The sequence below is a fragment of the Promicromonospora alba genome (genome assembly GCF_042654905.1).
GTDB lineage: Bacteria > Actinomycetota > Actinomycetes > Actinomycetales > Cellulomonadaceae > Promicromonospora > Promicromonospora alba.
Genome location: NZ_JBHSFI010000008.1, coordinates 573,942 through 587,500, shown reverse-complemented (window position 1 = coordinate 587,500; position 13,559 = coordinate 573,942). Strand labels below are relative to the sequence as shown.

Genomic DNA, 13,559 nt, shown 5'->3' with positions numbered 1-13,559 from the left:
CTCCCTGGCCTCGCCAGGGAGACTCGGACAGGCGCTCTACTTCGCGGCCGCCTCGCCTACGCTCGCGCCATGGACGAACTCGTAGCGCGCCTGCGCGCCGCCGGATGTGTCTTCGCCGAGGACGAGGCCCGCATCATCACCGAGGCCGCCGACGGCGACGCCGCCCGCCTCGAAGAGCTCGCCGCCGCGCGCGTCGGCGGGCTCCCGCTGGAGCACCTGGTGGGCTGGGCCGAGCTCGACGGTCGGCGCTGGCTGGTAGCGCCCGGCGTGTTCGTGCCGCGGCAGCGGTCCGAGCTGCTGGTCCGGGAGGCGGCCGCCCGCGCCGCCGACGCCGGCTCCGGCCCGGTGCTGCTGGTCGACCTGTGCTGCGGCTGCGGGGCGCTCGGTGGTGCCGTTGCGGCCCGCCTCCTCGCGACGGGACGCGATGTCGAGATCCACGCCGCCGACGTCGACCCGGCTGCCGTGACCTGCGCCCACGAAAACCTCAAGGCGCTGTCCGACGACGGCGGTCCCGGGATCGGCGCGCTCACCGCGCACACCTACGCGGGCGACCTCGCCGCCCCGCTCCGGGCCGAGGTGTGGGGCCGCGTCGACGTCCTCGTCGCGAACGCGCCGTACGTGCCGACCACGGCGATCAGCCTGATGCCGCCGGAGGCCCGAGAGCACGAGCCGCACGCCGCGCTCGACGGCGGCGACGACGGTCTGGTGATCCTCCGCCGCGTAATCGACCTCGCCCCGAGGCTCCTGCGCCCCGGCGGGCACCTGCTGATCGAGACGAGCGAGGGTCAGGTGAGCGCCGCCGTCACGCACATGACCTCTGCCGGGCTGACCGCGACAGTCCTGACCGACGACGACCTGGGTGCCACAGCCCTGGCCGCTACCTTGCCGGGGTAGGCGCACGGGGCCCGGCCCTCTCGGGGTGACTGTACGAATTCGGGGTGTGTTGCTCTGCGTCGACATTGTCAACGCAGAGCAACACACCCCGATCGCATACCAGTACTCCGGCGCGACGAAACCCCCGGTGGTCGAGCCTGTCGAGACCTCGTAGCGGGTCTCGACAGGCTCGACCAACGTCCGGCTCAGCTCAAGGGCTGGCGCGCGGCCCAGTCCTCCAGCGACGTGCGCGGGCCCGTGAAGAACGGGATCTCCTCGCGCACGTGACGGCGGGCCTCGGTCGCGCGCAGGTCCCGCATCAGGTCGACGATGCGGTGCAGCGCGTCGGCCTCGAACGCGAGGATCCACTCGTAGTCACCGAGCGCGAACGCGGACACCGTGTTGGCCCGGACGTCCTTGTAGCCGGCGGCCGCCATGCCGTGGTCACGCAGCATGGTGCGGCGCTCGGCCTCGGGCAGGAGGTACCAGTCGTAGGACCGCACGAACGGGTAGACGCAGATGTAGTCGCGCGGCGCCTCCCCCGCGAGGAACGCCGGCACGTGCCCGCGGTTGAACTCGGCCGGCCGGTGCAGCGCGGCGACCGACCACACGGGCTCCAGCGAACGGCCCAGCTCGGACGCGCGCAGCCGCTGGTAGGCGCCCTGCACCGCCTCGATCGACGCACCGTGGGTCCAGAGCAGGAGGTCGGCGTCGGACCGCAGGCCGCCGATGTCGTACCAGCCACGGGTCACGAGGTCACCGGTGGTCGCGGCTGGGTCGGTGCCCCCGCCGACTGCGGCCTCGGCGTCGGCCACCACTGCCTTGCGCTCGGCCTCGTCCGCCGGAAGCGTCTCGGTCACGGAGAAGACCGAGAACATCGTGTACCGGATGCCCTCGTTGATGGCGGCCGTGTCGATCTCGTGGCCGGTGTCCCCGTGCACGTGTGCGTCGTTCATGTGTTGCCTCTCGGTCGTGGCCGTCCCGCAGGACTCAGGAGTACAGGTCGGTGCTGCACAGCGCCGGGACGCCGCTCGGCTCGCCGTCGCGCCGCAGGCAGCAGCCCGGGGCGCAGACCGAGCGGAGGGCCGGGAGCGAGCCTACGGTCGCCTCGGTGATCTCGTCGCCGCGGGCCAGGGCGGCCCGTTCCAGCAGCAGGTCGACGAGACCGCTGACGAACGGCTGACGCGTGCCCACGGTGCCGGCACGGACCGCCGTCATGCCGAGGTCCTTCGCGGTGGCCAGCGCCTCGGTGTCGAGGTCGTAGGCCACCTCCATGTGGTCGGAGATGAACCCGATCGGGGACAGGACGACGTTGCGCAGCCCCTCTCCCGCGAGGGCCTCCAGGTGGTCGTTGACGTCCGGCTCGAGCCACGGCTGGCTCGGCGGGCCGGAGCGCGAGCAGTACGCCAGGTCCCAGGGCACCTCGTGCCCAAGCCGTTCGGCGACCTGCGCTGCGACGACCCCGGCGAGGTCGAGGTGCTGCTCGGAGTACGTGGCGTGCGAGATCCGCGACGCCGCCTCCATGGTGTCCGGGATCGAGTGCGTGACGAACACCAGCTTGGCGTCGGCGCCGGAGCCGCCCTGTGCCGCGAGCTCGGTGTACGCCTCGACGACGGCGTCGACGTTGGCCTGCGCGAAGCCCGGGTGGTTGAAGTACGAGCGGACCTTGTCGAACTGCACGCCCGTGGACCCGTCGGGCCCGAGCTGCCCGCGCTTGTCGAGCGTGATCGCGAGGTCCTCGCGGTACTGGCGGCAGCCGGAGTACGAGGAGTAGGCGCTGGTCACCAGCGCGACGGCACGTTCCGCGCCCAGCTTCTCCAGCTCGTCGACCGCGTCGCTGGTGTACGGCGCCCAGTTGCGGTTGCCCCACACGACCGGCAGGTCGATGCCGCGGTCGGCGAGCTCGGCCTCGAGCGCCGCCTTCAGCGCGAGGTTCTGCTCGTTGATGGGGCTCTTGCCACCGAACCCGTAGTAGTGCTCGCCCACCTCCTCGAGCCGCTCGTCCGGGATGCCCTTGCCTGCGGTGACGTTGCGCAGGAACGGCACCACGTCCTCCGGCTTGTTCGGGCCACCGAAGGAGTAGAGCAGGAGGGCGTCGTACGGCGCGGCGTCGTGCGCCGCAGGCTGGGGGGAGTTCGCGGGCATGCTCCCATCTTTCCACCGTCCGCCGTGCGGGCCCGCCCGGAGAGGGGCGAACGGGACGTGACATCGAAGCGACGTCCTGTCAGAACCCACCCAGGAGCGCGCCGAGCCGAACTGCCGCGTCGATACCCGCGGCTGACTCGCGGCTCAGGACGCCTTCCGCCGGGCGTGCGTGTTGCCGCGGTCCAGCCGTTCGCGCAGGCCCGGGAGGACGTCGACCAGGCCCGACGGCGCGGGGCTCCGGGTCACCAGCGACAACCGGACCCGGAACCGGACCGGCGCCGGCTCTATCCGGTCGCCGGGCGCCGCGTACCAGCGCGCCACCATGTCGGGCACGACGACGGCGCAGCGCCGCTCCCGCGCGGTCCGCACGGCCGACTCCGCGGTAGCCGAGTGCCGGACCTGCGCGCCGAGATCGGTCAGCCGCTGCAGCAGGATGTCGCGCGACAGGTCGAGCGCACAGCAGACCACCGTCTGCCCGGCGTACGGCCGCCGCCCGGACCCGCGCTCCGGGGCGCCGTCGGGCAGCAGCGTGACCAGGTCGTGCTGGCCCACCTCCGTGACCACGAGGCCCCTGGCGATCGGTACCTGCTTCGCGATCGTCACGAACGCCGCGTCGAGCGTCCCCCGCTCGACCCACTCCAGCAGCCGCGGACCGTGCTCCACCTCCGGCTGGAGGACCACGTCGTCGAGCAGCACGTCCAGCACCGCGAACAGCGTGCCCGCAAGGCTCGGGATGGTGCCGACGGACACCGTCCGCGACTGGGCGGCCGCGAGCGCGCGGCCGACTATCGCGCCCAGGTGGTCGAGGACGTGCGCGGCCTGCTCGTAGAACTCCCGCCCGGCCGCCGTCGGACGCGCACCGGTGGTGTCCCGGTCGAACAGTGTGACGCCCACGCGCCGCTCCAGCGCGGCCAGCCGCTGGCTCGCCGACGGCTGGCTCACCAGCAGCTCGCGCGCGGCGGCGCCGAGCGACCCGTGGCGGGCGACCGCGTCGACCAGCCGAAGGTCCTCGACCGTGGGGTATGAGCTCATAGGTCAAGCCTATGTCCGGCCATGCCCGAGGGCTGTCTACCGGCTCCTGCGGCGACTGCCCAGGATGAGCATGTGCGTCACCCACACCTCACCACCCTGACCGCCACGACCTTCGTCACGTGGACCGGCCAGCGCATCACCGCCGTCGCACTGCCGCTGGTCGCGCTCGACCAGACCGGCGACGCCTGGACCACCGGTCTCGTCGGCGGCTTCGCGGGCCTGCCCCTGCTCACCTCCGCCTGGTGGGGCCGGCGCCTGCGGGCGCGGCTGACGTCGGGGCGCTCGCTCGCGATCCTCCTCGCGGTGCAGGTGCTCGGGCTGGTCATGGTGCCGGTCGCCGCGGCGACCGTGGGTGTCGGCGCGGTCGTGCTGTGCGCGACGGGCCTGGTCACGGGCACGACGTCGGCGATGCTCGCGCCCGCACAGCGCGCGCTGACCGCCGACCTCGCCGAGCTGCCCGGCAACGGGCCGGACATCGGCGCGCGGGCGCTGGCCTGGCAGGACCTCGCGCACCGGTCGTCGATGATCTTCGCGCCGCCGCTCGGGGCGTGGCTGCTGGTCGTGTGGGGCGCCGAGCCGTTGCTGTGGTGCGAGGCGGCAGCCGTCGCACTGAGCGCCGTCGCGATGCTGACGGTGCCGGGGGTGTCGTCCCGGCGGTCGAGCTTGTCCAGGCCTGGTGGGGTCTCGACAAGCTCGACCGACGAAGAGGGCTCGACCGACGAAGATCGCTCGACCAGCGGATCGGACGAGCCCTCACCCTCCATCCGTGCGGTGCTGCGTCAGCATCCGGACCTGGCCGTCGGCATCTGGCTGGCCGGCATAGGCGGTGTCACCTGGTTCGCGTTCACGCTGGGCCTCACCCTGCTCGGGGCGGAGCTGGACCGGCCCGGCGAGCTGGTCGCGGCAGGCATGGCGGGCTACGGCGCCGCGACGGTCGGGCTGTCGTTCGTCGTGCCGCTGGTGGTGCACCGGGTGCCGCGCATCCCGGCGATAGTGGTCTCGTGGGTCGTGTTCGGGCTCGCGTACCTCGCGCTGCCGCTGGCCGCGCCGAACCTGCTCGCGGTCGCCCTGGTGTCCGCCGTCGGGGGCGTGACCATGCCGTTCGGGATAGCCGCGCTCAACGCGCTGATCGTCGAACGGACGACCGGTGCGGAGCGCCGGACGGCGTTCACCGCGGAGACCGTGCTGCACAGCGGCGGCGCCTCGGCGGGGCTGCTCGTCGGCGGCGCGCTGATCGGCGCGTTCGGCGCGGGTCCGGTCCTGGTGGTCACCGGGCTGGTGCAGGTGGTCGCGGCCGTCGTGGCGGTGCTGTGGCTCCGCAGGCGACGGGTGCTAGCGGCGGACGGCGCCGACCAGGTTCGTGACGGCCGCGGCGAGCTCGCGCAGACGCGGCGCGGTGCGGGCGATCAGGTCGTCCAGCTCGACCGGTCCGGGAGCGATCGAGAACGCGGCGGTGATGCCTGAGGCGCGGGCAAGCGCCTCAGGAAGCAGCACCTGGCCCGCCACGACCACCACCGGTGGCCGGGTAGGTGACGCCGCGGCGAGCTGCGCGACGCCGTCGGCCACCTTGCCGTTCACGGACTGGGAGTCGAAGGATCCCTCCCCCGTGATCACCAGGTCGGCGGAGGCGAGCGCGGCGGGCAGGCCCACCGCCTCGGCGACGAGCACGGCGCCAGGGGTGTTCTCGGCGCCGAGCACGGCGATCAGCCCGGCGGGCACACCGCCTGCGGCACCCGTGCCGGGGAGCTCGGCGACGGCGACGCCCGTCTCGCGCTCCAGGACCTCCGACCAGTGCCGCAGCGCATCGTCGAGGTATTCCGCCACGCCGTCGCGCGCGCCCTTCTGCGGCCCGAACACCCGCGCCGCCCCGTGCTCGCCCACCAGCGGGTTCGTGACGTCGACGGCGAGGCGCCAGCGCACCGCGCGCGCCCGGGGGTGCAGCCCGGACAGGTCGAGGGACGCGACGGAGGCCAGCCCCTCCCCGCCGTCGGGCACCTGCTGGCCGTCCGCGTCGAGGAGGCGGGCACCCAGCCCGGTCAGGATGCCGGAGCCGCCGTCCGTGGAGGCCGAGCCGCCCAGGCAGAGGAGGATCTCCGCGACACCGGCGTCGAGCGCGGCCCGCGCGACGTCGCCGGTGCCGCGGGTGCTCGCGTGCAGCGGCTGGAGCGGCGCGTCGGAGACCCCCGGCAGACCGCTGGCCTCGGCGAGCTCGACGACGGCGGTACGCCCGTCCGGTGACACCGCCCACCGGGCAGTCGCCGGACGGCCTATCGCGTCCACCGTCGCGACGGTCAGCGGTTCCCCGCCCCAGGCGGCGAGCAGCGCGTCGAGCGTGCCCTCACCGCCGTCGGCCATGGGCAGGCGCGTCACGACGGCGTCCGGGGCGACGTCCAGCACCCCGTCGGCGACGGCGGACGCGACCTCGGCAGCGGACAGGCTGCCCTTGAACGAGTCGGGACAGACAACGACGTGCAGCGGCTCCACGCGCCGATCGTAGGCGGTCGGGACGCTCAGTCGGACAGGATTTCGGCCACTGGTACGGCGTGGGCGCCGAACGCCTCCGCCACGCCGGCGTTGGTGATCTGCCCGGCGTGCGTGCTGAGCCCGTGGGCGAGTGCCGCGTCGGCGCGCATCGCGTCCCGCCAGCCCTTGTCCGCGAGCGCCGCGACGTACGGCAGCGTCGCGTTCGTCAGGGCCCGCGTCGCCGTCACGGGCACGGCGCCCGGCATGTTGGCCACGCAGTAGTAGAGGGTGTCGTGCACGGCGAAGGTCGGGGCGTCGTGCGTGGTGGGGTGCGAGTGCTCGAAGCAGCCGCCCTGGTCGATGGCGATGTCGACGAGCAGGGCGCCGGGCTTCATGGCCTTGACCATGGCGTCCGTGACGAGCTTCGGAGCGGCGGCGCCGGGGATCAGGACCGAGCCGATGACCAGGTCGGCGGTCTCCACCTGCTCGGCCACCTCGTATGCCGTCGATGCGCGGGTGGCCAGCGCTCCGCCGAACTGCACCTCGAGCTGGCGCAGCCGCGGGATGGAGACGTCCAGCACCGTGACGTCGGCGCCCATGCCCAGCGCGTTGGCCGCCGCATGCTCGCCTGCCACGCCGCCGCCGATGACGACGACCTTGGCCTTCGGCGTGCCGGCCACCCCGCCCATCAGGACCCCGGTGCCGCCCTGGGGCCGCATCAGGTGGTAGGCGCCGACCTGTGCGGAAAGCCGTCCGGCGACCTCGCTCATGGGGCTCAGCAGCGGGAGGGAGCGGTCGGGGAGCTGGACGGTCTCGTACGCGACGGCGGTGGTGCCCGCTGCCAGCAGTGCGTCTGTGCACGGCGCGGACGCCGCGAGGTGGAGGTAGGTGAAGAGGGTCAGGTCGGGCCGCATGAGCGCGTACTCGGGCTCGATCGGCTCCTTGACCTTGACCAGGAGGTCGACGCTGCCCCACACCTCCTCGGCGGTGTCGGCGATCCGCGCGCCGGCGAGCCGGTACGCGTCGTCGTCGAAGCCGGAACCGAGCCCGGCGCCGGCCTGCACGAGCACGTCGTGGCCGCGCCGGACCAGCTCGTGGGTGCCGGCGGGCGTGAGCGCGACCCGGCTCTCGTTGTTCTTGATCTCTGTGGGGACGCCGACGTTCATAAGGTGACGGTAATCACTGTGGGGTGTGCGGGTCCAGGACACGTTCCCGAATAGAATGTTCGGCAGTTGTGCACAAGAATGGGCGGATGCTGAACCCCTGGCGACTGCGCCTCCTGCACCAGCTGCACCTGCTCGGCACCGTGCGTGCCGTCGCCGAGGCGGCCCGGATGAGCCCGTCGAGCGTCTCCCAGCAGCTCGCGACGCTGGAGACCGAGGCGAAGGCACAGCTCTTCGAGCGCGTCGGCCGACGTATCCGGCTGACACCGGCGGGCGTCACGCTCTCGGGCCACGCGTCGGACATCCTCGACCGGATCGCCGCGGCGGAGGCGGACATCGCGGGCCTGCGCTCCGAGCCCACCGGCGTGGTGCGGCTCGCTGCCTTCACGAGCGCCTTCCACGGCATCGTCGTGCCGGCGGTCGCCGCCCTCGCCGAGGAGCACCCCCGCATCACCGTGGAGCTCACCGAGGCGGAACCACTGGTCAGCCGGCCCGCCTTGCAACGAGGTGAGGTGGACGTCGCCGTCTGCGCGGACTTCCCGGACGCCCCCGTCCCGCCGGACACCGACCTCACGCGCATGCCCCTGACGGGCGACCGCGTGGTGCTCGTGACGGCGCGGGACACGGCCACCGGCGCACGCTCGGGACGAGTCGACCTGGCCACCCTCGCGAACGAGCCCTGGGCGTTCGAGCACCCCGGGGCCCACCTCGCCGACCTGGCCGAACGCCTGTGCCGTCGGGCGGGATTCACACCGCGGACCGTTGCCCGGTTCGAGAGCCACGGCACGCTGCTCAGCCATGTCGAGGCCGGGCTCTCGGTGACGCTGCTGCCCCTGCTCGCCGTCCACGACCGGTACGCGGTGCGCACGCTGGACCTCACGGACCCGCCACGCCGGGACATCCATCTGGTGGTCCGGCACACCACCATGGACCGGGCGGCGGTCCGGGTGGTGGTGGAGGCGCTCCGGCACCAGGCACGATCGGCCTGAGAGCCGGCCTGAGCATCAGCCTGAGAGCCGGCCCTCGATCCGGTCAGAAGTCGTCGATGTCCGCCTGGGCCGACCGCAGCATCTCCGTCAGCTCGCGCAGCCGCATCAGGTCCTCGACATCCATCGCGGGCGTCACGTAGTGCGCTATCGACCGCACGTGGCGCCGCCCGAGCTCCTTCTGGGTGGCGGCACCCTCCGGGGTCAGGCTCACCAGGACGCCTCGCCCGTCGTCCGGCGACGGGTGCCTGCGGACCAGGCCGCGCTTCTCGAGCCGCTCCACCATGCGCGAGAGCGACGACTGGGCCATGAGGATGTTCTCGTTGAGCTCACGCAGGCGCAGCGTCTCCCCGGGGGCGAGGGCGAGCGTGAACAGCACGTCGTACTCGCGCATGCTGAGGTCGCCCCAGATGTCGTCCGCCAGGAGCCGGCGCATCACTGTCACCTGTGCGCGGAACAGCGACTCCCACGCCTCGGCGGCCTCGCGAGCCGACGGCACACGTCGCTCGGTCATCAGCGCACCCTCCTCGTCATCCAGGGCACGCTACCCGACTGAACTTTCAGTTTCCTACCTCAGTTGGTGGTGGCGAATTTCACCATACGGAGAACTGTCCAGAGGACCTGAAAGGCTCCTCTCGACAGGCGTCGGGACCGGCCCGGATCAGCGTCCGAGACGACGTTCCCGCAGCGAGAAGTCACGCAGCGCGCGCAGGAAGTCCACCCGCCGGAACGCGGGCCAGTACGCCTCGCAGAAGTAGAACTCGGTGTGCTGGCTCTGCCACATCAGGAACCCGCCGATGCGCTGCTCGCCAGAGGTCCGGATGACCAGCTCCGGGTCCGGCTGCCCCTTGGTGTACAGGTGCTCGGCGATGTGCTCGACGTCTATCGACTCGGCGAGGTCCGCGAGCGTCGCCCCGTCCTTCGCGCGCTCGGTGAGGTAGCTGCGGACGGCGTCTGCGATCTCCGTGCGGCCGCCGTAGCCGATCGCCACGTTGACCTGGAGACCCTTCACGCCGGCGGTCCGGTCGGCAGCGGCGCGCAGGGCTGAGGCGAGGCGCGCGGGCAGCAGGTCGAGCCGGCCGATGACGCGCAGGCGCCAGCGGCCCGACTCCGCGAGGTCCGACACCGCGTCCTCGATGATGTCGAGGAGGTTGCTCAGCTCGTCGGCCGACCGGCTCAGGTTGTCCGTGGACAGCATCCACAGCGTGACGACCTCGATGCCCAGCGAATCGGCCCAGCCTAGGAACTCGGTGATCTTGTCGGCGCCGCGACGGTGTCCCGTCGCCGCCGTCTCCCCGAAGGAGCGTGCCCAACGGCGGTTGCCGTCGAGCATCACGCCGATGTGCCGGGGCAGCGTCGCGCCGTGCAGGGCGAACGCCAGGCGTCGCTCGTAGAGGCGGTACAACGGGCTGGGCAGGCGCACGAATACCTCAGTGGATCGGGCCGTGGGAGCCGCGGGACGCGGCGGCACGGAAGCTCTGGCGCTGGGTGGAACCCGGCAGGACGTGGACAAAGGTACCTCTCGAACGCGCGCGTTCCTGCGCACCGAGACCCTTCTGGGACGCCTGGCGGGCGACTCCCGCCAACCCAGCGCAGTATCTTCACAAGGCCCTTGTCAGGCGGGCGATCACCTAACCTACGCTAGAGTAAGTTACGCAACCGTAGGTAGCGTCCCAGCACCCAGAGGACGCCGGTTGCCGAACGTAGAGGAGAGCAGCGTGCGAGCACCTACGGGCGAGCCGGACCACTCGGCGGGCCGCTCGGACGATGTGGCGGGCACGTTCGACGACAAGTTGGACGACGTGCGCGACAAGGCCTCCGACGTCATGCACGACATCTCGGACTCGGTCTCGACCACCGTCGAGAAGGTCGAGCGCAAGATCAAGCCGCGACTGCGCGGCTGGATCCACGCGGGCACGTTCCCGCTCGCCCTGGCGGCGAGCATCGTGCTGATCGCGCTCGCCCCGACGATGGCGGGGAAGATCTCGGCCTCGGTGTTCGGCCTGAGCGCCTGCTTGCTGTTCGGTGTGTCGGCGGTGTATCACCGCGGCAACTGGTCCCCCAGGACCGACGCCGTGCTCCGCCGCCTCGACCACACCAACATCTTCCTGATCATCGCGGGCACGTACACGCCGCTCGCGGTCCTGCTCCTGCCTCGCGACCAGGGCACCGTGCTGCTCTGGCTGGTGTGGAGCGGCGCACTGCTCGGCCTGCTGGCCCGGGTCTTCTGGCTCAACGCCCCGCGCTGGGTCTACGTACCGGTCTACCTCGCGCTCGGCTGGGTGGCAGTCGCCTACATGGGGCAGTTCTGGGCGATCGGTGGCCCCGCCGTCGTCTGGCTCATCCTGGCGGGCGGCCTCGCCTACACGGTCGGCGCGATCGTCTACGGCACCAAGAAGCCCGATCCCAGCCCCGCCTGGTTCGGCTTCCACGAGATCTTCCACGTGCTCACGGTCGTCGGCTTCGCCTGCCACCTGGTCGCGATCTACCTGGCCAACCTCGCGGTCTGACCGCAGGCCGGCCGGCGGCCCCCTACGAGTCGCTGTGGCCCCGGCCGAGCCTCTTGTGCATCTTGATCGTGGTCGTCTCGTAGCCGAGCGACTCGTAGAGACCGTGCGCGCCGGTGTTGAACCCGAAGACGCGTGGGTCGTCCTTACGTTCGCGTCCCGCCCCTCGGGCGGGGTCGGAGTGCCTCACACGCCCGTGGGCACCACCGCGTAGCGACGGTTCACCAGGGACGGGTTCGTCCGGCGGATCGCCGCGAGCGGGGCGGGGTCCAGATCGACCGTGCGGTACGCCTGCTCCTCGCCCATCTCCAGCCCTACGACGCCGTCCGGCCCCACCAGGAGCGTGCGCCCCGTGACGCCCTTGCCGGTCATGCCGACGCCGATCGTCACAGCGGTGTTCTCGATCGCTCGCGCCTGCAGCAGCGTGCGCCAGTGGTCCGCCTTGAGCGGCCCCGCGACCCAGGCGGCCGGGTACACGAGGACGTCCGCCCCGGCGTCCACGAGACGGCGGGCCGACTCAGGGAACCGCAGGTCGTAGCAGGTCAGCACACCGAAGGTGAACCCGCCCAGGCGCAGGGTGACGGGCTCGGCGTCGGCAGGGCCGGGCTCGAGCAGGTCCGACTCCTGGTACCCGAACGCGTCGTACAGGTGCACCTTGCGGTAGACACCGGCGATCTCGCCGGCGTCGTCGACCACGACCAGCGCGTTCACCGCTCGGACGCCGTCGGATCCCGGCAGGGTGACGCCCGCGATCACGGCGACCCCGTGCTTGCGCGCACGGGCCCGCAGGAGCGTGACGAACGGTCCGTCGAGCTCCTCGGCATGCTCCGGCCCGACGCCACGCGGGTCGTAGGCGGACGCGTACTCCGGCAGCACCAGGAGGTTGGCCTTGGCGCGCGCCGCGACCTTGAACGCGTCGAGCACGGTCTGGCGGTTGGCGCCGTGGTCGTCAGAGACGGCCACCTGCGCGACCGTCACGCGGACCACGCCGGCCGGGGCGCCCGGCTCGGTAGCGTCAGCCGTGTCAGCCGTGTCAGTCACCTGACCCGCCACCGCTGCTGCTGCCGGACGAGCCGCCGTCGGACGACGAGCCCGAGGAGCCGGACGACGAGCCGGACCCTTCAGGTGTGCTGGGCGCCGCGGAGCCTTCGGCGCCCTGCTCGGCCTTGGTGTCGTCTGTACGGGTGTCGTCCTCCGACCGGCGGAAGCTGACGACCTGCGGGGCCGGTACCGGCAGACCCTGCTCGCGCGCGTTGTGGCCCGCGCGGCGCAGGTGCTTGCTCATGTTCAGGAACAGCAGCACGCACGCGACCGCGAGCGCGAAGGTGACGACGAAGCCGATGAGCCCCGGCGAGACCTGCCACTCCTCGAGGCCCGGGCGGAGCCTGCCCTCGGTGGGGTTCGGCGACGGTTCGGTCGCGAAGGCTATCGCTCCGGTGATCAGCGGGCTCATGCGGGGACCTCCGACCGGACACCCTCGAACAGGTCCTGCTCGTACTCACCATCGGCACGCTCGGGCAGCGGCACGCGGGACTCCGCGAGCTCGTACTCGTCCCAGGGCCACACGTCGACCTCGAGGTCGCGCGGCACCGCGAAGAAGAAGCCCTTGGGGTCGATCTGGGAGGCGTGCGCCGTCAGGGCGGCGTCCCGGTTCGGGAAGAAGTCGGCGACGGGGACCAGCGTGGTGACCTGACGCTCCGGGATCTCCCGTGCGTCGCGGGACTCGACCCAGTCGCCGAAGGGCGACTCGAGCCCGGCACCTTCCATCGCCTCGTGCACCGCACGGATCCGCTTCATCGAGAAGCCGTGGTTGTAGTAGAGCTTGAGCGGCTCCCACGGCTCACCCGTGCCCGGGTAGCGCTCCGGGTCCCCCGCCGCGTGGAAGGCCTCGAACGACACCTCGTGGCACTTGATGTGGTCGGGGTGCGGGTAGCCGCCCGACGGGTCGTACGTCGTGATGACGTGCGGGCGGAACTCCCGGATCGCCTGCACCAGCGGTGCGGCGGCCTCTTCCAGGGGGACGAGCGCGAAGCAGCCCTCGGGCAGCGGGGGCAGCGGGTCACCCTCGGGCAGGCCCGAGTCCACGAAGCCCAGCCACTGCTGACGCACACCCATCGCCTCGGCCGCCCGGGCCATCTCCAGCCGGCGGACCGCGCGGCGGCCCTCTGTCGACTCGAACTCGTGGCCCTCGGGAACCTCGAAGGACGGGTTCAGGATGTCGCCCCGCTCGCCCCCGGTGCATGTCACGACGAGGACCTCGACCCCTTCTGCGGCGTAGCGGGCCGTCGTCGCGGCGCCCTTGCTCGACTCGTCGTCCGGGTGCGCGTGCACCGCCATCAGACGGAGCGGCTCGCGCTCGGGTACGGACACTGGGTCCTCCTGTGTGGGAT

The 13,559-nt window shown here is 72.3% G+C and carries 14 protein-coding genes and 1 pseudogene; 4 read left to right on the top strand and 11 right to left on the bottom strand.

Annotation, left to right across the window (positions count from 1 at the left end):
- Window positions 1-69 precede the first annotated feature (69 nt).
- Complete coding sequence (locus ACFO6V_RS25265; RefSeq protein WP_377141045.1) at window positions 70-894, top strand: putative protein N(5)-glutamine methyltransferase; 825 nt, start codon at window positions 70-72, stop codon at window positions 892-894.
- Between the two features lie 185 nt (window positions 895-1,079).
- Here ACFO6V_RS25265 and hemQ read toward each other — a convergent pair whose 3' ends face one another.
- From hemQ to ACFO6V_RS25250, 3 genes are all read right to left on the bottom strand, one after another.
- Window positions 1,080-1,829, bottom strand: coding sequence for a hydrogen peroxide-dependent heme synthase (gene hemQ / locus ACFO6V_RS25260; protein WP_377141042.1), 750 nt, complete (start codon window positions 1,827-1,829; stop codon window positions 1,080-1,082).
- 34 nt (window positions 1,830-1,863) lie between these two features.
- A complete protein-coding gene (locus tag ACFO6V_RS25255) occupies window positions 1,864-3,018 on the bottom strand; it encodes a ferrochelatase (RefSeq protein ID WP_377141039.1) in 1,155 nt (384 codons plus the stop codon).
- 144 nt (window positions 3,019-3,162) lie between these two features.
- Complete coding sequence (locus tag ACFO6V_RS25250; protein WP_377141036.1) at window positions 3,163-4,050, bottom strand: LysR family transcriptional regulator; 888 nt, start codon at window positions 4,048-4,050, stop codon at window positions 3,163-3,165.
- 21 nt (window positions 4,051-4,071) lie between these two features.
- Between ACFO6V_RS25250 and ACFO6V_RS25245 the strand changes: the two are divergent.
- A pseudogene (locus tag ACFO6V_RS25245) lies at window positions 4,072-5,373 on the top strand (MFS transporter); the annotation flags it as partial.
- A gap of 9 nt (window positions 5,374-5,382) precedes the next feature.
- Here the strand turns inward: ACFO6V_RS25245 and ACFO6V_RS25240 are convergent.
- Complete coding sequence (locus tag ACFO6V_RS25240; RefSeq protein ID WP_377141033.1) at window positions 5,383-6,534, bottom strand: glycerate kinase; 1,152 nt, start codon at window positions 6,532-6,534, stop codon at window positions 5,383-5,385.
- Between the two features lie 26 nt (window positions 6,535-6,560).
- Window positions 6,561-7,679 carry an alanine dehydrogenase gene (gene ald / locus ACFO6V_RS25235; RefSeq protein WP_377141030.1) on the bottom strand — a complete coding sequence of 373 codons (1,119 nt, stop codon included), beginning with the start codon at window positions 7,677-7,679 and terminating at the stop codon, window positions 6,561-6,563.
- 86 nt (window positions 7,680-7,765) lie between these two features.
- On the opposite strand from ald, the gene ACFO6V_RS25230 reads away from it, so the two are divergent.
- Entirely contained in the window at window positions 7,766-8,665 is a 900-nt protein-coding gene (locus tag ACFO6V_RS25230) for a LysR family transcriptional regulator (protein WP_377141027.1), read from the top strand.
- A gap of 43 nt (window positions 8,666-8,708) precedes the next feature.
- Here ACFO6V_RS25230 and ACFO6V_RS25225 read toward each other — a convergent pair whose 3' ends face one another.
- Both ACFO6V_RS25225 and ACFO6V_RS25220 read right to left on the bottom strand, forming a co-directional pair.
- Complete coding sequence (locus ACFO6V_RS25225) at window positions 8,709-9,176, bottom strand: MarR family winged helix-turn-helix transcriptional regulator (RefSeq protein ID WP_377141024.1); 468 nt, start codon at window positions 9,174-9,176, stop codon at window positions 8,709-8,711.
- Window positions 9,177-9,323: 147 nt separating this feature from the next.
- On the bottom strand, window positions 9,324-10,085 hold the full coding sequence (locus ACFO6V_RS25220; RefSeq protein ID WP_377141021.1) for an isoprenyl transferase: 762 nt from the start codon (window positions 10,083-10,085) through the stop codon (window positions 9,324-9,326).
- A 403-nt stretch (window positions 10,086-10,488) separates the two neighbouring features.
- Here ACFO6V_RS25220 and trhA point away from each other — a divergent pair, with 403 nt between their 5' ends.
- Complete coding sequence (gene trhA, locus ACFO6V_RS25215) at window positions 10,489-11,172, top strand: PAQR family membrane homeostasis protein TrhA (protein WP_377141176.1); 684 nt, start codon at window positions 10,489-10,491, stop codon at window positions 11,170-11,172.
- Window positions 11,173-11,194: 22 nt separating this feature from the next.
- On the opposite strand, the gene ACFO6V_RS25210 is transcribed toward trhA, so the two are convergent.
- The 4 genes from ACFO6V_RS25210 to mca are packed head-to-tail and all read right to left on the bottom strand — an operon-like array spanning window position 11,195 to window position 13,506.
- On the bottom strand, window positions 11,195-11,359 hold the full coding sequence (locus ACFO6V_RS25210) for a hypothetical protein (RefSeq protein WP_377141018.1): 165 nt from the start codon (window positions 11,357-11,359) through the stop codon (window positions 11,195-11,197).
- Window positions 11,356-12,210, bottom strand: coding sequence for a carbon-nitrogen hydrolase family protein (locus tag ACFO6V_RS25205; RefSeq protein WP_377141015.1), 855 nt, complete (start codon window positions 12,208-12,210; stop codon window positions 11,356-11,358). The genes ACFO6V_RS25210 and ACFO6V_RS25205 overlap by 4 nt, the downstream gene beginning before the upstream one ends.
- Entirely contained in the window at window positions 12,203-12,622 is a 420-nt protein-coding gene (locus tag ACFO6V_RS25200; protein ID WP_377141012.1) for a hypothetical protein, read from the bottom strand. Before ACFO6V_RS25200 ends, ACFO6V_RS25205 begins: the two co-directional genes overlap by 8 nt.
- On the bottom strand, window positions 12,619-13,506 hold the full coding sequence (gene mca / locus ACFO6V_RS25195; RefSeq protein ID WP_377141173.1) for a mycothiol conjugate amidase Mca: 888 nt from the start codon (window positions 13,504-13,506) through the stop codon (window positions 12,619-12,621). The genes ACFO6V_RS25200 and mca overlap by 4 nt, the downstream gene beginning before the upstream one ends.
- Window positions 13,507-13,559: the final 53 nt, after the last annotated feature.